The sequence below is a fragment of the Aeromonas sp. R5-3 genome (genome assembly GCF_040908225.1).
Lineage (GTDB): Bacteria > Pseudomonadota > Gammaproteobacteria > Enterobacterales > Aeromonadaceae > Aeromonas > Aeromonas dhakensis.
On sequence record NZ_JBFODH010000027.1, the window covers coordinates 91,047 to 109,796 of the forward strand.

The 18,750-nt window shown below is 63.2% G+C and carries 12 protein-coding genes; 4 read left to right on the plus strand and 8 right to left on the minus strand.

What is annotated here, in order from left to right; genetic code table 11:
• Positions 1 to 48 precede the first annotated feature (48 nt).
• The 5 genes from hemE to AB5Y95_RS18980 form a co-directional block, all read right to left on the minus strand.
• Complete coding sequence (hemE, locus tag AB5Y95_RS18960; RefSeq protein ID WP_010635049.1) at positions 49 to 1,116, minus strand: uroporphyrinogen decarboxylase; 1,068 nt, start codon at positions 1,114 to 1,116, stop codon at positions 49 to 51.
• A 143-nt stretch (positions 1,117 to 1,259) separates the two neighbouring features.
• A complete protein-coding gene (nudC, locus tag AB5Y95_RS18965; protein WP_368161814.1) occupies positions 1,260 to 2,039 on the minus strand; it encodes an NAD(+) diphosphatase in 780 nt (259 codons plus the stop codon).
• 200 nt (positions 2,040 to 2,239) lie between these two features.
• Positions 2,240 to 5,404 carry a bifunctional proline dehydrogenase/L-glutamate gamma-semialdehyde dehydrogenase PutA gene (putA, locus tag AB5Y95_RS18970; protein WP_368161815.1) on the minus strand — a complete coding sequence of 1,055 codons (3,165 nt, stop codon included), beginning with the start codon at positions 5,402 to 5,404 and terminating at the stop codon, positions 2,240 to 2,242.
• A 269-nt stretch (positions 5,405 to 5,673) separates the two neighbouring features.
• Positions 5,674 to 6,279 (minus strand): TIGR04211 family SH3 domain-containing protein, encoded by a 606-nt coding sequence (locus AB5Y95_RS18975; RefSeq protein ID WP_005309324.1) that lies wholly within the window; start codon positions 6,277 to 6,279, stop codon positions 5,674 to 5,676.
• Between the two features lie 151 nt (positions 6,280 to 6,430).
• Positions 6,431 to 7,252 carry a potassium channel family protein gene (locus AB5Y95_RS18980; protein ID WP_017764773.1) on the minus strand — a complete coding sequence of 274 codons (822 nt, stop codon included), beginning with the start codon at positions 7,250 to 7,252 and terminating at the stop codon, positions 6,431 to 6,433.
• A 31-nt stretch (positions 7,253 to 7,283) separates the two neighbouring features.
• Here AB5Y95_RS18980 and AB5Y95_RS18985 point away from each other — a divergent pair, with 31 nt between their 5' ends.
• The 4 genes from AB5Y95_RS18985 (at position 7,284) to AB5Y95_RS19000 (ending at position 13,394) form a co-directional block, all read left to right on the plus strand.
• Positions 7,284 to 8,534, plus strand: coding sequence for a methyl-accepting chemotaxis protein (locus AB5Y95_RS18985; protein ID WP_005309321.1), 1,251 nt, complete (start codon positions 7,284 to 7,286; stop codon positions 8,532 to 8,534).
• Between the two features lie 77 nt (positions 8,535 to 8,611).
• Positions 8,612 to 9,052 (plus strand): GNAT family N-acetyltransferase, encoded by a 441-nt coding sequence (locus tag AB5Y95_RS18990; protein ID WP_368161816.1) that lies wholly within the window; start codon positions 8,612 to 8,614, stop codon positions 9,050 to 9,052.
• A 130-nt stretch (positions 9,053 to 9,182) separates the two neighbouring features.
• On the plus strand, positions 9,183 to 12,056 hold the full coding sequence (gene glnE / locus AB5Y95_RS18995; protein ID WP_368161817.1) for a bifunctional [glutamate--ammonia ligase]-adenylyl-L-tyrosine phosphorylase/[glutamate--ammonia-ligase] adenylyltransferase: 2,874 nt from the start codon (positions 9,183 to 9,185) through the stop codon (positions 12,054 to 12,056).
• A gap of 246 nt (positions 12,057 to 12,302) precedes the next feature.
• On the plus strand, positions 12,303 to 13,394 hold the full coding sequence (locus AB5Y95_RS19000; protein WP_042008926.1) for a type I restriction endonuclease: 1,092 nt from the start codon (positions 12,303 to 12,305) through the stop codon (positions 13,392 to 13,394).
• 60 nt (positions 13,395 to 13,454) lie between these two features.
• On the opposite strand, the gene AB5Y95_RS19005 is transcribed toward AB5Y95_RS19000, so the two are convergent.
• The 3 genes from AB5Y95_RS19005 to AB5Y95_RS19015 form a co-directional block, all read right to left on the minus strand.
• Positions 13,455 to 13,991: a GNAT family N-acetyltransferase gene (locus tag AB5Y95_RS19005; RefSeq protein ID WP_368161818.1), complete on the minus strand. Its 537-nt coding sequence runs from the start codon at positions 13,989 to 13,991 to the stop codon at positions 13,455 to 13,457.
• Between the two features lie 152 nt (positions 13,992 to 14,143).
• A complete protein-coding gene (locus tag AB5Y95_RS19010; RefSeq protein WP_368161819.1) occupies positions 14,144 to 16,300 on the minus strand; it encodes an AsmA family protein in 2,157 nt (718 codons plus the stop codon).
• Between the two features lie 189 nt (positions 16,301 to 16,489).
• Positions 16,490 to 18,637, minus strand: coding sequence for a prolyl oligopeptidase family protein (locus tag AB5Y95_RS19015; RefSeq protein WP_368161820.1), 2,148 nt, complete (start codon positions 18,635 to 18,637; stop codon positions 16,490 to 16,492).
• Positions 18,638 to 18,750 lie beyond the last annotated feature (113 nt).

An 18,750-nucleotide genomic window follows, 5' to 3' on the forward strand; every position in this document is an offset into this window, starting at 1 on the left:
CAAAACGGGGCCCGCAGGCCCCGTTGTTCATTGTGTTGTCGGCGGCGCTCAGCGGCCGTGGTACTGGGCGGAGAGCTCATGTACCGCGTTGACGAACACGCCGGCATGCTCCGGGTTCACATCCTGATGGATGCCGTGACCCAGGTTGAAAACGTGGCCGTTGCCGTGACCGAAACCGGCCAGGATGGAGGCGACCTCTTCACGGATGCGGGCCGGGCTGGCGTAGAGCATGGAGGGATCCATGTTGCCCTGCAGCGCCACCTTGTCGCCGACCCGGCGCTTGGCGTCCGCGATGTCGGTAGTCCAGTCCAGACCCAGCGCATCGCAACCGGTGGCGGCGATCTGCTCCAGCCACTGACCACCGTTCTTGGTGAACAGGGTGACCGGCACGCGGCGACCGTCATGCTCGCGGATCAGGCCGTCGACGATCTTGTGCATGTACTGCAGGGAGAAGTCGCGGTAATCGCGCGGGGTGAGCACGCCGCCCCAGGTGTCAAACACCATGACCGCCTGGGCACCCGCCTTGATCTGGGCGTTCAGATAGGCAATCACGCTGTCGGCCAGCTTGTCGAGCAGCAGGTGCAGAGTCTGCGGCTCGGCGTACATCATCTGCTTGATCTTGGTGAACGCCTTGGAGCTGCCCCCCTCCACCATGTAGGTGGCCAGGGTCCAGGGGCTGCCGGAGAAGCCGATCAGCGGCACTTCGCCCTTGAGCTCACGGCGGATGGTACGCACCGCGTTCATCACGTAGCCGAGTTCGTCTTCCGGATCCGGCACCGGCAGCGCCTGCACGTCGGCCATGGAGGTGATCGGACGCTCGAAGCGCGGGCCTTCACCCTGTTCGAAGTAGAGACCCAGCCCCATGGCGTCGGGCACGGTGAGAATGTCGGAGAAGAGGATGGCGGCATCGAGCGGATAGCGGCGCAGCGGCTGCAGGGTGACTTCACAAGCCAGCTCGGCGTTGCGGCACAGGGACATGAAATCCCCCGCCTGGGCGCGGGTGGCCTTGTATTCCGGCAGATAGCGGCCAGCCTGGCGCATCATCCATACCGGGGTCATGTCCACTTCCTGGCGCAGCAGGGCACGCAGGTAACGATCGTTCTTCAGCTCTTTCATCCCAGTTCCTGAGTTCATATCCAGCATAAAATGGCGGATATGATACCACTTTGTGCGCGGCGGGGGGCGGCTCAAACGCCTGCCGCCGCCGTTGGAGTGCAAAGATGTGAAGGGGCGCAAACAAGCGCCCCTCTTTGCATCCCTCAAGCTTGGTCGTCGAGGCAGAGCGCGATGAGTCGCCGCGCTATGGTGCCGTGGGGCGGCAGCCGTGGTAGCCCGTCGGCCTCGAAGAAATCGGCCGCCACCAGCTCTTCGTCCTGCACCCGTATCTCGCCGCTCTCATAATCGGCGGTGAAGCCCATCATCAGGCTGTGGGGAAACGGCCAGGGCTGGCTCGCAACGTAACGCACGTTGGCCACCCGGATGCCGCTCTCCTCGAACACCTCCCGTGCCACGCACTGCTCAAGATTCTCTCCCGCCTCCACGAAGCCGGCCAGCACGGTATACATGGGATCCTCGGCCTGATAGTGACGGCGGTGGGCCGCCAGCAAGATGGCCGGCCCCTTGCGCACCGCCACGATGATGCAGGGGGAGATACGCGGATAGACGACGTGGCCATGGCGGCACCCTTGCGCCCACTCCCCCGCCTTCGGGCTCATGGGGGCGCCGCACTCGCCGCAGAAACGGTGGGTCCGGCGAAAGGTGGCGAGCTGCCAGGCACGGCCGGCCAGGCGAAAGCCCTCTTCATCCCCGGCCACCATCAGCTGGCGCAGCGGGGTCAGGGGTGCGAGGTCCGCCTCTTCCCCCAGATCCAGCAGCAGGCAGGGCAGCCCGTCCCACTCGTCAAAGCGCTCAAAGGCGGCATGCTGCAGGTGGTTGGGCAGACAGGCTCGAGGGCCTTGTGGAATGCGCCCCTGGTCATCCAGCAGGACGAGGTGATCGCCCCCCAGCACGAACCAGCGGGCCTGTTCGGTTAATGGCATAGATGCAGCACTCTTTGTTGTGACGTCGGTCGGGATGCGCGCCCGGGACTGGGCGGCGGTGACGGATGAAAGCGACAACCGGCCACCATCTTAAGGCGCGGCAAGCCGGGTGGCGACCCCAAGATGGCGGCTTTTCAATGCGGACAAGAACGCCCATGAAAAAGGCCGCCCGCAGGCGGCCTGATGTCGGTCACGGTCAATCAGGCATCGCCCATCGCCAGCAGGGAGGCGTTGCCGCCCACCGCCGTGGTGTTGATGGTGCGGGTCTTCTCGGTCACAAAGCGGCTCAGATAGTGAGGGCCGCCCGCCTTGGGACCGGTGCCGGAGAGGCCCTGCCCACCGAACGGCTGCACCCCGACCATGGCGCCGATCTGGTTGCGGTTGATGTAGACGTTGCCCACGTTGATGCGGCTCGCCAGCTCCTCGGCATGGGATTCGTTGCGGCTGTGGATCCCCAGCGTCAAACCGTAACCTGTGCCGTTGATGTCGCTGATCACCTTGTCCAGATCCCGGGCGGCATAGCGCACCACGTGCAGGATGGGGCCGAACTGCTCGCGGGTCAGCTCGCGGATGGAGCCGATCTCCAGCGCGGTCGGCTGCACGAAGTGGCCCCTTAGGGTCACCGCCGGCATCGGCGCCTGTGCGATCAGACGGGCACGCGGGATCATGTGCACCAGGTGTGCATCCAGCCCGGCCTTGGCCTCGGCGTCGATGACCGGGCCGACGTCGGTGTTGTGCTCGGCCGGGTTGCCCACTTTGAGCTCCTGCAGGGCACCGGTCAGGATCTCCAGCACCCGCGGCGCGATCTCTTCTTGCAGGTAGAGCACCCGCAGGGCGGAGCAGCGCTGGCCGGCGCTCTGGAAGGCGGCGCTCACCACGTCGCGCACCACCTGCTCCGGCAGGGCGGTGGAGTCGACGATCATGGCGTTCTGGCCGCCGGTCTCGGCGATGAGCGGCAGGATGGCGCCATCGCGCTGAGCCAGGGTCATGTTGATGAGCTTGGCGGTCTCGGTGGAGCCGGTGAAGCAGACGCCGCCGATGCGGGCATCCGCCGTCAGCTTGGCACCCACGGTGGCGCCGTCGCCCGGCAGCAGTTGCAGCACGTCGCCCGGAATGCCGGCCTGATGGGCCAGGGTCACCGCCAGGTGGGCGATGAGACCGGTCTGCTCGGCAGGCTTGGTGATGACGGTGTTGCCGGTGGCCAGCGCCGCGGCGACCTGGCCCAGGAAAATCGCCAGCGGGAAGTTCCACGGGCTGATGCAGACGAACACGCCGCGCCCCTGCAGGAACAGCTCGTTCATCTCGCCGGTGTAACCGGGCAGCAGGGTGGCCTGCCCCATCAAGCCACGGGCCTGCACCGCGTAGTAGCGGCAGAAGTCCACCGCCTCGCGCACCTCGTCGATGCCATCCTGCAGCAGCTTGCCCGCCTCGCGGGTACAGAGGGAGATGAACTGCTCGCGGTTCGCTTCCAGCAGATCTGCCAGTTTTTCAAGGGCGGCGGCACGCTCGCTCACCGGGGTCTCGCGCCAGCGCGGGAAGGCGGCATGGGCCGAGGCCAGCGCCTGCTCCACCGCCTGCTCGTCAGCCCAGTGGATCTTGCCGACGGTCAGGCTCACATCCTGCGGGCTCAGCACCACGCGGGCCTCGCTGCGCTTGAGGGTCTCGCCATCGACGATGGGGCCCGCCAGCCACTGCTTGCTCTCCAGCTCCTTCAGCTTGGCGAAGAAGGGGCGCTGGATGGAGACGATGTTCATGTTGACGCCGCTGGAGTTCTTGCGGTCGCTGAACAGATTCACCGGCTGCGGAATGCGATCGTTGGCCAGGCTGGAATAGCGCTTGAGGGTGCGCAGCGGGTGCTCGGCCAGGGAGTCGACCGGGGTGTTGGGGTCCACCAGCTTGTGGACGAAGGAGGTGTTGGCCCCGTTCTCCAGCAGGCGGCGCACCAGGTAGGGAAGCAGATCCTTGTGAGCCCCAACCGGCGCATAGATGCGGCAGTGCAGACCGGGCTGCTCGTTCAGTACCGCGTTGTGCAGCTCCTCCCCCATGCCGTGCAGGCGCTGGAATTCGAACTGGCGATCACCGGCCATCTCCAGAATGCTGACCACGGTATTGGCGTTGTGGGTGGCGAACTGGGGCGAGATGAAGCCGCGGGTCGGCTCGCTCAGCAGGTAGCGGGCGCAGGCGAGGTAGGAGATGTCGGTGCCCGCCTTGCGGGTAAACAGCGGGTAGCCTGGCAGGCCGGCCTGCTGGGCATATTTCAGCTCGCTGTCCCAGTAGGCCCCCTTCACCAGCCGCACCGGAATGATATCTCCCTGCTCGCGGGCCAGCGCGGTGAGCCAGCAGAGTACCGGCAGGGCGCGCTTGGAGTAGGCCTGCACCACCATGCCGAGCTTGCCCCAGCCGCGGTTGGCATCGGAGCGATAAAGCTGCTCGAACAAGTCCAGGGAGAGCTCGAGGCGGTCCATCTCTTCGGCGTCGATGCTGATGGCCACGTCCTTGTCGCGGGCCAGACGCACCAGTCCCACCAGCCGCTCGCACATCTCGCCGAGCACCCGCTCGCGGTTCGCCACGTCATAACGCGGATGCAGCGCCGACAGCTTGATGGAGATGGAAGGGGCCGGGCCGCCGTCACTGATGCGCTCACCGCCCACCGCCTCGATGGCGCGCTGGTAGTCGCCGAAATACTTGTCGGCATCGGCCAGGGTCAAGGCGGACTCCCCCAGCATGTCGTAGGTGTGGGTGTAGCCCTTCTCGCGGGACTTGCGGCTCGCCTTGAGGGCTTCCTTCATGTCGCGCCCCAGCACGAACTGCTTGCCCATGATCTTCATGGCGGCGTACATGGCGGAGCGCACCACGGGCTCCCCCAGCTTGTTGACCATGCGGCCCAGCAGGTTGGCCGGGTTGCCGTCCAGCTTCTTGTCCAGCTTGATGATCTTGCCGGTCAGCATCAGCCCCCAGGTGGAGGCGTTCACCAGGGTGGAGTCGCTCTTGCGAAAATGGGACGACCAGTTGGCGCCGGAGAGCTTGTCCTTGATCAGGGCATCGGCGGTCTCGGCATCGGGAATGCGCAGCAGCGCCTCCGCCAGGCACATCAGGATGATCCCCTCCTGGGTATCCAGGCTGTACTCCTGCAGGAAGGCGTCGATGCCATCGCCGGAGCCGCTCTCCTTGCGCACCTTGGTTACCAGGGTGCGGGCACGCTGGGTCACCCGTTCCAGCGAGGCGCCATCCCCCGGCAGCATGGCCGACAGTTCGGCCAGATAGGCATTTTCATCCACCACGTAGTTTTGGGTGATGGCTTCGCGCAGGGCGGCCAGATCGGAGGGAATGTAGTCAGCGGCAAGCACTTGGGTAGCTTTGAACATATGGGGTCTTCCTGTACGCCCTAGGGCTGATATCGACGAAGGCGGTCGTGCCGCCGAAATGCCGATAATGTATACAATATCAACCCATAGATGAAATGAAATTGTTGCCTGTTATTAACAAAGATCGCTGATTGGCTCATATGGCGCACTATATCGGCGCCATATGCCTACCAGGCAAAATTCATCGCCTTATTTTGTATACAATTTTCCGCCAGGCAAAAAAGAAGGGTCGCCATGGCGACCCTTCACGCTGCTGCCGACAGCGGTTGTCAGTTCATCCAGCGATCACCACGGCTGCGACGACGGGGCAGCATGGGCAGCAGGATGCCGAGCAGGATGCCGCCACCCACCATGGCACCACCGCGGATGAACCAGTCCATCTGCATGTCGTGCTCCTGGTTGTCGTAGCTCTGGGTCAGGGCGTCGTTCTGTTCCTTGAGGTTGCCCATCTCCTCGCCCTGGCTGGCCAGCTGGGCCTTGAGGGTGGCGATCTCCTTGCTCTGCTCGGCGATCTTGCCATCCTTCTCGGCGAAGCGTTTCTCGTTGTCACCGTTGAGGTTCAGCAGGCGGGCCTTGGCCTCCTCCAGCTCTTTCTGTACCTGGGGCAGCCGCTCGCGCAGGCTGATCTCGCCCTGCAACTCGCTGCTCTTGATCCAGCCCTCACGGCCGCGACCGTCCACCACCTGGGTAAAACCGGCCTCGTTGTTCACTGCCTTGACGTCCAGCGGCTCACCCGCCTTGACGCTGCCAAGGATCCGGTACTGGGTGCCCGGACCATTGTGAATAAAGGTAAAGATGTTGTCTGAAACATAGCGGGTATCCGCCAGTGCCTGTTGGGCACACAAGCAGATCAGGATCCCGAGAAGGGCGCGCATGGTCGATCGGTTCTCTTCGTTTGGTTAGGTGACTGGCGAATGTTAAGCCGCCGGCGGGTCAAAGGACAAGCAAAGAAAAGGGCTCCCCCCGAGCTGAGAGGTGGCTCGCAACTTGTCTCTATCGCGACGCGACCATTCCGGACGCCGCTGCCTATTTCTGTTTCAGTGCCTTCACTTCGGCCCGCAGGGCACGCAACTCCTGCAGCAGCAGATCCTGCTGTGCGCTCTGGTGATGGCGCCACTTCTCCAGCTCCACATCCCCCCGTCCCGGCTGCAGGAACAGGCTGGCCATGAAACCGCTGATGGCACCGAACAGACCGACCCCGAACAGGATCAGCAGGCTGGCGACGAAGCGCCCCTCCTCCGTCTTGGGCACCAGATCGCCGTACCCCACGGTGGAGAGGGTCACCAGCGTCCACCAGAAGGCATCGTAGGGAGTCTGGATCTGGCTGCCGGGCTGGCCCGACTCGACCCAGTACATCACCCCTGAGCCCACCCCCAGCAGCAGGAAGAACAGAAACAGGATGCCGGAGAGGGTGGTCTCGTTGCGCTCGCGGCGAAACATGGCCAGCAGATCCGGCTGATCCCGCAACAGCTGGTAGATCCGCCACAACTGGATGAGTCGGGCCCAGCGCAGCTGCTCCACCATGGGCAGACTGCCCGGCAGATAGAACCAGTTGGCCTTGAAGAAGGCCATCCGGTCGGGGGCCCGGATCCAGCCATAGGCGAAGTGACCGAGGAAGAAGTAGCAGATCAGGCTGTCGACGTCATAGAAGAGCTGCAGGGTCTGAGGGGCCAGGGTTTGATGACCCCACCAGCGGGCCGTGACCAGCACAACCGAGATCACCGACAGAAACGCCATCAACAGATCCATGGCGCGTAGATGAGTTAAGTGATGGCGCATACATTTTCCCACTTTAGGCACGGTGCGAATTAATAAAAAGGAAGATAATGCCGATAGCCCTGAGGACAAAGGAAAACCGGTCATTAAAAGGAGAAATATTATGCAGTTAAACCCGCTGGAGAGGCGAATGAGCAATATCCGGCTGGTACCCAAAGTGGTACTGCTCATGGTGTTCAGTACTGTGCTGCTGCTGATCAAGCTCTGGTTCGACGCCAGCAATCTGGAAACCACCCTGCTCAGCGAAGGGATCGCTCCCGACAAGGCAGACACCATCGCCAACAGCCTGCTCTGGACCGGGCTGATGGAGACCGCCATCATGGGGCTGGTCTTCGTGGTACTGCTGCTGACCGGCTCGCGCCTGATGGTCAAGCAGGTGCACTATCTGGTGGGCCTGCTGGAACGCTTCGCCCGCAAGGATCTGAGCCACCGGGTGCTGCTCAAGTCCCGTGACGAATTCGGCGACATCGCCAAGGCGGTGGCCCACTCCCAGGAGAACCTCAAGGAGGTGTTCGGCACCCAGCGCGTCGCCTGCAAGGAGCTCAACGACATCGCCTCCCAGGTGACCCTTTGCATGGAGGAGGCCAACGAGGCCATCAGCGAGGAGTTCACCCAGATTGAGCAGCTGGCCAGCGCCATGAGCCAGATGGTGGGCGCCATCCGCGAGGTGGCCGCTCATGCGGAGCAGGCCTCCCACGCCACCGCCGAAACCAGCCAGCTGGCGGAAGAGGGGAGCCGCTGCGTGGCCGCCACCGTCAACACCATCGACACCCTCTCCGGCAACATTCAACGCTCCTCCACCGTGGTCAACCAGGTGGAACAGGGGGTCGATCAGATAGGCTCCGTCGTGGACACCATTCGCGGCATCTCGGAACAGACCAACCTGCTGGCGCTCAACGCCGCCATCGAAGCCGCCCGTGCCGGTGAAGCGGGCCGTGGCTTCGCGGTGGTCGCCTCCGAGGTACGGGAGCTGGCCAACCGGGCTCAGGCCGCCACCGTCGAGATCCAGAAGATGATCGAACAGTTGCAGGGCAACGCCCGCCAGGCGGCCGAGCTGATGGCCCAGAGCGTGCAGCAGGCCGACAAGGGAGTGGAGCAGGTGACCCAGGCCGGCGACCAGCTCGCCACCATAGTGCAACGGGTACAGGGGGTGGCCGACATGAACCGCCAGATCGCCGCCGCCTCCGAGCAGCAGAGCTCGGTGGCCGAGGAGATGAGCGGCAACCTGGAGCAGGTCAAGCAGGTGGTGGAGGGTTCCGTCGTGGTGCTGCGCGAGCTGCAGGAGGCTTCCGAACTGGTGGAGCGCCACAGCCAGACCCTGGATACTCATATTCAGGCCTTCAAGCTGGCCTGACTTTCACTCAACAATCTGGTTAGACTGGAAGGCCCCCACGAGGGGCCTTTCTTTTTCCATCGCGGCAAGGAGCCAGGATGCAGACCACAGTACTTGCGCTTGAAATCAGCGCCGACCAGGGGCGGCTCGACGTGCCGCTGATCCACCGTTTCCTGTCTGAAGAGGCCTACTGGTGCCGTGGCATCCCCCTTGCCACCCTGCAGCGGGCCATCAACCATTCGCTCTGCTTTGGTGGCTACCTCGGCGGTCAGCAGGTCGCCTTCGCCCGGGTCATCACAGACCGGGCCACCTTCGGCTATCTGGCCGACGTGTTTGTCCTGCCTGAACATCGCGGCCGCGGCTACAGCAAGGCACTGGTGGCAGCCATACTCGACCATCCCGAGCTGCAGGGATTGCGTCGCCTCTCCCTCGCCACCTCCGATGCCCACGGCCTCTACGCCGGTTTCGGCTTCGTGCCGCCCGCAAGCCCCGGCAGCCTGATGGAGATCTACCACCCCGATATCTACCTGCGCAGCTGAATGGCCGGCTGCCGATAATTCCCGCCGGATCATGCTTCTCACCCCTGCGCTGTGACGCGGGGGCCCGACAGTGCTAGATTGGCAGCCAGCTTTTTATCCGGCAGTTTCGTTAATCACAAGGACGGCAACCGTGGCTCAGCACTCTCCCTCTTTCTCCGCCTTCTCCCCCCTGCTGCAGGAGCTGGCCCAGCGCCACTGGCAACGGCTGACTGAACTGGCCCCCGACTACGGCACGCTGCCCGAACCGGTGCGCCAGACCCTGCTGACCCTGCTCGGTCTCTCCGATTTTGTCGCCGATTCCCTCTTCAAACAGCCGGAGTTGCTGACCGAGCTGCTCTCCTCCAGAGATCTGGATCAGGCCGAGCGCTGGCCCGCCTACCAACGCGATCTGGCCGCCCTGCTGGCCGAGGTGGATGACGAGGAGGCGCTCAAGCGCATCCTGCGCCAGTTCCGCCGCAGCCGCATGCTGGTGATCGCCTGGCGCGAACTACTGGGTCACGCCGAAGTGGAAGAGAGCTTTATCCACCTCACCAAACTGGCGGATGCGCTGATCTGCTCCGCCCGCGACTGGCTCTACGCCAAGCAGTGCAACGAGCTGGGCACCCCGATGGATGGCAACGGCAACCCGCAGCCGCTGCTGATCCTCGGCATGGGCAAGCTGGGGGGCGGCGAGCTCAACTTCTCCTCCGACATCGACCTTATCTTCACCTTCCCCGAGAACGGCTACACGGCGGGCGGGCGGCGCGAGCTCGCCAACCAGCAATTCTTCATCAAGCTGGGCCAGCGCATCATCAACGCCCTCCACCAGCCCACCCAGGATGGTCAGGTGTTCCGAGTCGATATGCGGCTGCGCCCCTTTGGCGATGCGGGGCCGCTGGCCATCTCCTTTGCCGCCATGGAGGATTACTACCAGCACCACGGCCGCAACTGGGAGCGCTACGCCATGGTCAAGGCGCGGGTACTGGGCCCCCAATGCGAGCACGCAGTGGAGCTCGCCGAAATGCTGCGCCCCTTCGTGTTTCGCCGCTATATCGACTTTGGCGTCATCGACGGTCTGCGCCAGATGAAGGCGATGATCGCCGCCGAGGTGCGCCGCAAGGGGCTGGAGGGCAACATCAAGCTGGGGGCTGGCGGCATCCGTGAAGTGGAGTTTATCGCCCAGGCGCTGCAACTTATTCGCGGCGGTCGTGAACCGGCGCTGCGGGTGCGCCACCTGCCCGAAGCGCTGGCCGCCATCGCCGGGTGTGGCGCCCTCGAAGCCGCCCATTGCGATCGCTTGCTGGAGGCCTATCGCTTCCTGCGCCGGGTCGAAAACATATTGCAGGAGATCGGCGATCAGCAGACCCAGACCCTGCCCACCGAAGAGCGGGATCGCCAGCGGCTCGTCGCCGCCCTCGGCTTTACCGACTGGGCTGCCTTCATGGCCCATCTGGATGAGGAGATGGCGGCCGTCCATCAGGAGTTCGCCGCCGTGGTGGGGGAAGAGAAAGAGGCCCCCGCCCATCTGGAGCAGCTCTGGCTCGATCTGTGGCGCACCGAGCTCGACGCCGCCGAGCTGGAAAAACTGCTGACCGCGCAGGGGGTGGCCGAGCCCGCCCCGCTCTGCGCCGCGCTGCTGCGCTTCAAGGAGGAGTACAAGCGCCGTCAGGTCGGCCCACAGGGGCGCATCGCGCTGGACTGGCTGATGCCGGAGCTGCTGCGACTGGTGGTGGCCAGCGAGCAGCCCGCCCGCCTATTCGAGAGGGTGTGCGAGCTGCTGACCCGCATCTTCACCCGCAGCGCCTATCTGCAGCTGCTGGCGGAGAACCCGGGCGCCCTGCGCCAGCTGGTGCGGCTGTGTGATGCCAGCCATTTGGTAAGCGAGCAGCTGGCCCGCTACCCCATCCTGCTGGACGAGCTGCTCGATCCCCAGCACCTCTACCACCCCACCCCGCTCGATCAGTACAAGCCCCAGCTGCGCCAGTTCCTGCTGCGCATCCCCGAAGAGGACGTGGAGCAGCAGATGGAGGCGCTGCGCCAGTTCAAGCAGGTGCAGTTGCTGCGCATCGTGGCGGCCGACATCGCCGGCGCCCTGCCGCTGATGAAGGTGAGCGACCACCTCACCTGGCTGGCGGAGGCGATCACCGAGGAGGTGGTCAATCAGGCCTGGGCCCAGATGAGCGAACGCTACGGGGTGCCGCCCGAGGTGGCGGTGAGCGGCCAGCGCGGCTTTGCGGTGGTGGCCTATGGCAAGCTGGGTGGCATCGAGCTGGGCTACGGCTCGGATCTCGACCTGGTGTTCCTGCACGGCGGTGACCCCAACAGCTACACGGATGGGCGCAAGCCCATCGACAGCCGCCAGTTCTACCTGCGCCTGGCCCAGCGGATCCTGCACCTGTTCAGCACCCGCACCCCGTCCGGCATCCTGTATGAGATCGACATGCGGCTGCGCCCCTCCGGCGACTCAGGCCTGCTGGTCTCGTCGCTGTCGGCCTACGAGCTGTATCAGCAAAACGAGGCCTGGACCTGGGAGCATCAGGCGCTGGTGCGGGCCCGCCCCATCTATGGCGATGAGGCAGTGATCGCCGAGTTTGCCCGTATCCGCCGCGCCGTGCTGGCCAAGGAGCGGGAGCTGCCGACCCTGGCCCGCGAGGTGCGCGAGATGCGCCACAAGATGCGGGCTCACCTGCTCAAGGCGGGCGCCGGCGAGTTCGACCTCAAGCAATCCCCCGGCGGCATGGTGGACATCGAGTTCATCGCCCAGTACCTGGTGCTGGCCCATGCCTGCGGTGAACCCGAGGCGCTCACCCGCTGGTCCGATAACGTGCGCATCTTCGACGAGTGCGTGCTGGCGGGAGTGCTGACCCTGGAGCAGGCGGAGGGGCTCAAGCACGCCTATCTGGAGATCCGCAACCTCGGCCATCGCCTCAACCTCTCGGAAGTCTCCCGCAAGGTGGGGGACGACCAGTTGCTGACCGAACGAGGCCATGTGCTGGCGGTCTGGCAACAACTGCTGGGGGAGTAAACAGCAGGGGCGCCGAGGCGCCCCTTTTAATTGCTCTTTGCGACAATGAGCCAAATATTCTTCACATAAAACTCAATAGCGGTGAGCTAGATCCTGTTTCAGGCATACAAACCTTGGAATCGTATGGCACTTTGCTGAATATAAGCAGAGGTTATGGGTATCCAGTCTCCATTATTCAGCCCGGAAATGATGGAGGGGAATATAGCGTTAAAAAGTACCACCTTGCCGCCATACAGAGAGGAAGAAATGGATTTTTCAGAACAGCTACAGAGTCTATCCAAAAAAATTGCGCAACAAGCATCGATGATCACCACTGAAGAAGCAACCAAAAATGCCTTTGTCATGCCATTTCTCAATCGTGTTCTCGGTTATGATGTCTTTGACCCCACCGAGGTCATCCCCGAGTTCACCGCAGATACCGGTATCAAAAAGGGAGAAAAGGTTGACTATGCCATTCTGAAGGATGGCCAGATTCAAATTCTGGTTGAATGTAAAAAATACAGTGAAAAGCTGTCTGCAAAACATTCAGGACAACTCTTTCGTTATTTCTCGGTCACCAATGCCAGAATTGGCATTCTCACCAATGGTGCTCAGTATGAATTTTATACCGACCTGGATGCACCAAATAAAATGGATGAAAAGCCATTTCTAACATTGGATCTTGAGGACATAGATGAGCATGTCGTTCCTGAGGTATTAAAACTGACTAAAACCGCCTTCGATGTTGAGTCCGTTGTTGATGCTGCAGGAGAACTCAAATATCTTAGCCAGATCAAAAAACTACTTGCCGAGCAATTTGCTTCTCCAGAAGAGGATTTCGTCAAATTCTTTGCATCTCGTATTTATGATGGCGTACTGACAGCCAGGGTGAAACAGTCGTTCACTGATATCAGCAAGAAAGCACTGAACCAATTCCTCAACGATAGCATCAATGCAAGATTGAAGTCTGCAATAGGTAATAGTGTCAGTACTTCAACTGTCTCATCAATCTCAGAGAGCGATCTGCCTGGTGACAACAGCGAAAATGATAACAATAAAGAAAAATCCAGAGTAGACACCACTATTGAAGAAATGGAAGCGTTCAATGTGGTTAAAGCAATACTCAGGCAGCAATTTGATGTCGCCAGGATTGCCCCCAGAGATACCCAAAGTTATTTTGGAATCCTGCTGGATGACAATAACCGGAAACCACTTTGCAGATTACATTTTAACTCTCGCCAAAAATATATAGGCCTGTTTGACGCGGAAAAGAAAGAAACTCGACATCCAATTGGCTCAATAGATGAGATTTTCACTTTTGCAGATCAACTGCTTCATACTACTGCCGTCTACGAATAATCCTGCTATCAGGGGGAGAGACCTCCCCCTTCACTTCACAATAGAGTGCCTGTCACTGATTCAGGCCGGGCCGTGATCCATCACTGTCTCCACCAGCACCTTGTTGAAACGCAGATAATCCTCCTTGTCGAGCGGGGCCGGATAGCTCAGCACCCGCAGCGCATGGCCTTGATGACCCGGCTGATAGGGCGGGTGCACGTGATCATGCTCGTTCAGGCAAAAGCCCAGCGACTGATAGAAGCGCAGCCGGCGAAGGGAAATATCGTCCTCTGGCGGATCTATCTCCAGGATGACGGGGCACCCCGCCGTCTCGCAGAAGGCGGTAAGCAGGCGTGAGCCGTGGTTCTGGCCGCGCAGGGCCGGGTTGATGGCCAGATGCTCGATGTAGATCTGCTCGCCGCAGTCCCACCAGAAGATAAAGCCGAGCAGCTGCTCGCCCTGATAAAAGAGCTGACAGTGAAAGCGGGAGTCCCCCATCTTGCGTTGCTGATGCTGCGGCAGGCGCTGTTCGTAGCGGGGAAAGCTGCTGCCGTAGATCTGCCAGACCAGTGGCCAGTCCGGATGGGATATCTCTCTTGCGATTTCACTTCGACTCATTCATCTGCTCCTTGGTAAAACCACAGTGATACCATCTTTATCCGGCCCAAACACCCCTCTCTTTCACTACCGGCGCGTCCCCACCTCCCGGCCAAAACGCACAGAGCCCGCACGGGGCGGGCTCTGCATGGCGATAAAACAACAGGGCTAGGCTATTTGAACAAGCCCTTGAGCAGCTGATCGGCCATCCCCTTCACCCCTTCGTTGTCGGCCTTGCCACCCAGCAGCTTCTTGAGACCGCGCTCGGCCTCCTTGCGGGCCTTCTCCTCCAGCAGCTTGTTGTTGCTGAGCAGTGCCTTCACGTCGAGCCGGTAGCTCGGCGCCTGCCAGTGGCCGCCGATGCGCACCGGTATGGTGATGTCCTTGAGCTCGTCCACATCCTTGCCCCCCTGCCCCTTGCTGCTCTCCACCACTGAGGTAAGGAACAGGAAGTCGAGGGTCTCCGGCACCAGGGCGGTCTGGCCCTGCCCCTTCACCCGCAGGGCGGGGGCAAACAGCTGGATGTCGTCGCTCTGGGCGACCCCGTCGGCAATCCGGAAGCTGGCGGTGAGGGCGCTGAAGTCGGTCTTGCGCGCCTCCTTCACCTGATCTGCCCCCTTGCCGGTCAGGGTGGCCCGCGCCTCGCGGATCATCTCCGCCAGGTTGATGCCGTGCAGGGCGCCATCGCTCAACTTGAGGTTCACCTTGCCCTGCATCCGGCTGCGCAGCGCCAGTTCGGAGAGGCCGGCCCCCTGCACCTGCACCTCCAGATCCCCCTTGCCCTCCAGCAGATCGGTCTGGGCCAGGGTCTGCAGCAGCGGCCGCACATCCACCCCCTGCACCCGCTTGTGGACCTGATAGCGAGCCGGCTGCTGGCGGGCATCGAGCACGCCGTTTGCCGTCACCTTGCCCCCGAGCACCCCGGCGCTGAACTGCTTGAGGGTGAGCTGGCCACCGGCCAGGGCGAGCTGCAGGTCGACGGCGCTCAGATCCAGTCCCTTCAACCGCACACCGTCCAGCTGCAACCGACCGGCCAGATCCACCGCCTTGAGGGCGGTCAGATCCGGTTCGGCCGTGGAGAGCGCCTTAGCGGCGGGTGCGGCAGCCTGCGCCGTCGTCCCGGCCGGGGCTGCAGCGCCCGAACTGGCCGCGGCGGGTGCGGTCTTGGCCGGCTGACCGAGCCAGCCGTCAAGGTCGAGCTTCTCCCCCTTGAGGTCGAATTCCACCCTGGGCACGGCGCCCAGCTGCACGCTGCCGTTGCCGCTCAGCAGGGCGTCATCCACCCCCATCACCAGGTTGGTCAGGATCACGTTCTGCTTGTCGAGCTCGGCACGGGCAAAGCCCGCCAGCTTCACCTGCAGTTGCGGGCGTGGCAGGGCGTCACCACTGAGCTTGGCGGCCAGCACGGCATCCGACACCTCCAGCAGTTGCCGGTTTTCGTCGAGGCGCGCCTTGAGAGTACCCTCCAGGGTGCCGGCCAGGGTCGGCTTGTCCGCCGCTCCCTGGGCGCCCTGCAAACTGAGCGTGAGGCTGCTCCACTCCCCCAGCGCCAGCCGATCGGCCTTGAGGGAGAAGGCGTCGAGCCGCTGCACCGGGTCCTTCAGGCTCCCCTCCAGGCTGAGATCCTTGAGTTCGCTGCGGCTCTCATCCTGGGCCAGCTTGAGCTGGGCCTGCCCCTTGAGATCAAATGCCAGCTCCCCCTGGGCCCCCTTGGCAGCCAGGGTCACCGGCACCCACTGATCCACCACCAGCTGACCCAGGTTCAGGTCCAGCTGTTCGAGGCTGGAGACGGTGCCGTTGCGATCATCCTGCAGCAGGGCGCTGGCCTGTTGCAGCTCCACCCCTTGCAGGCTGATCTGCCAGGGCTGCTTGTCACTGGCGGCCGGGGCAGCCGGCTGACTCTCGCCCGCCGGCGAGGCATCCGCCCCCTGTTTGGTCGTCTTGATGAGATCGCTCAGGTTGGAGCTGCCGTCAGCCTTGGTCTGGATAAACAGGTGGGCACCGCTCAGGGTCACCTTGCCTATCTCAAGCTTGTGGGAGAGCAGCGGCAGCAGGCCCACCGAGGCCTCCCCGCGCTCGAAGCGCACCAGGTCGGGCTCGGCGAAACCGGCGGGGTTGCGCAGCGCCACCTTCTCGAGGGAGAGGCCAAGGCTTGGCCAGAAGCGCCAGCCGATCGCCCCCTCCATCACCAGCTCGCGGCCGGTGCTCTTGCGCACCTGCTCCACCAGCTGAGGCTTGAACTGATTGGGGTCGATGAGGGACACCAGGGCGGTGATGGCCACCACGGCCGCCAGCGCCAACCCCAGCAGGATGTAGATGATCTTCTTCACGATGGACTCCTTGAATGCGGATCTTGTGACTGACTATACCACCGGGGGGATAACAGATGGGGCCCGTCTGCCAAAACGGGCCACCGGCGAGACAGGGATGGTCGCAGGTCGGCGTTCAAACGCGCGGCAATAAAAAGGGCCCCGCAGGGCCCTGATGATAGTGGATGGCTGACGCCCCTCTCGCCCGGATCAAGGCTGACGCGGCAACTGCTGATAGCCCATCTCGTACAGGGTGAAGGCATAGATGTCCGCACTCTGCTCGATAAGCTTGGCCACCGGCGTACCCGCCCCGTGCCCGGCATTGGTCTCGATGCGGATGAGCTGGGGATGGGGGCCGGCATTGTCGGCCTGCAGGGTGGCGGCAAACTTGAAGGAGTGGGCCGGCACCACCCGATCGTCGTGATCCGCCGTGGTCACCAGGGTCGAGGGGTAGCTGACCCCGGGTCGGACGTTGTGCAGCGGCGAGTAGCCCTTCAGGTAGTCGAACATCGCCTCGCTGTCGGCACTGGTGCCGTAGTCATAGGCCCAGCCCGCACCGGCGGTGAAGGTGTGGTAGCGCAGCATGTCGAGCACCCCCACCGCCGGCAGGGCGACCCTCATCAGATCTGGCCGCTGGGTCATCACGGCCCCCACCAGCAGACCGCCATTGGAGCCACCGCGGATCGCCAACCGGTCGGTGCGGGTGTAGCCCTCGGCCTTGAGGTACTCGGCCGCCGCGATGAAGTCGTCAAACACATTCTGTTTGTTCTGCTGGGTGCCCGCCAGGTGCCAGGCCTGGCCGTACTCGCCGCCCCCGCGCAGGTTGGCCACCGCATAGACGCCCCCCAGATCCAGCCAGTTGGCCACCGACACGCTGAAGCTCGGGGTCAGGCTCACATCGAAACCGCCATAGCCGTAGAGGATGGTCGGGTTGCTGCCATCGAGTTTCAGCCCCTTGCGGTAGCTGATGATGAGCGGCACCCGGGTACCGTCCTTGCTCTGGTAGAAGCGCTGCTCGGAGACGTAATCCTCCGGCTTGAACGGCGCCGCCGAGGCGCGATAGAGGCTGATGGCGCCGCTCTTGGGCTCGAACCGGTAGAGAGTAGGCGGCTGGGCATAGTTCTCGAAGCCAAAGTAGAGGGCGGGGTCGTCGTGCTTGCCGTTGAAGCCGCTGACGCTGCCAAGGCCGGGCAGCGTCACCTCGCGCACCCGCTTGCCCTCGTAGTCGAACTGCTCGACCCGGGCGGTGGCATCCACCATGTACTCGGCGAACAGATAGCCGCTGCCGCTGTGCACCGTCAGCACCTGCTGACGCTCGGGGATGAGGTCGCGCCAGTGGGCCGGCCCCGGGTTGGCGGCATCAACCGTCACCAGCCGACGGTTGGGGGCGTCCCGGTTGGTCAGCAGGTAAAGGGTGCCGCCCTTGTTGTCCACCAGGCTCACATCCGCATCCAGATCCCCCTGCACCGTCAACAGCGGCGCGTTCTCCTGGCTCAGATCCTTCACATAGAGGCGGTTGCCGGAGGTGGAGTTCGCCGCCGAGATAAGCAGGAAGCGGTCATCTTCGGTGACGGTCGCCCCCACGTAGCGGTGGTGCTGGGCCGGGATGGCGCCGAACACCAGCCGGTCATCCTCCTGCGCCGTGCCGAGCCGGTGGAAATAGACCTTGTGCTGATCGGTCCTGGCCGACAGCTCGCTGCCGTCAGGCTTGTCGTAGCTCGAGTAGAAGAAGCCCTCGTTGCCGAGCCAGCTGATGCCGCTGAATTTCACATCCTTGAGGGGCGCCTCCAGCGGCTGCTTGCTCTCCACGTCCATCAGGTGGATCTCGCGCCAGTCGCTGCCGGCCAGTGACAAGGAGTAGGCCAGGATGCGGCCATCGCGGGAGAAGCTCAGCTGATCCAGCGCCGTGGTGCCGTCGGGGCTGAGGGTATTGGGATCGAGGAACACCTCGGCCGGCTTGCCCTCCTGCTGGCGCCACAGCACGTTCTGGTTCTGCAGGCCGTCGTTCTTGAAGAAGTAGTGGTAGCGCCCCTCGCGAAACGGCGCCCCCTCCTTGGCGTAGTTCCAGGAGGCGGCCAGCTTCTCCTTGATGGCGGCGCGATACGGGATCTGCGCCAGATAACCCTGAGTCACGGTGTTCTGGGCCTTGACCCAGGCCTCGGTCTCGGGGCTGCGATCATCTTCCAGCCAGCGATAGGGGTCGGCCACGGCCTGGCCGAAGTAGTGATCCACCTGCTCACCCTGGCGGGTGACGGGGTAGTGAAGGCGCGCTTTCCCTGACATGGCATCCTCTTTGGTTGACTGGCCGCTGCACGCACACAGCAGTGACAGGGCCAGCAGGCTGACAATGGCTCGCATCGATGCGGCTCCCTGCGATTTCGGGTGAAGCGGGCAGGTTAGCAAAGAGTGCCGGACGGCCCAACCCCCCAGTGGGTGACCACGCGACATGAGCAGGAAGCCGCCACAACCCT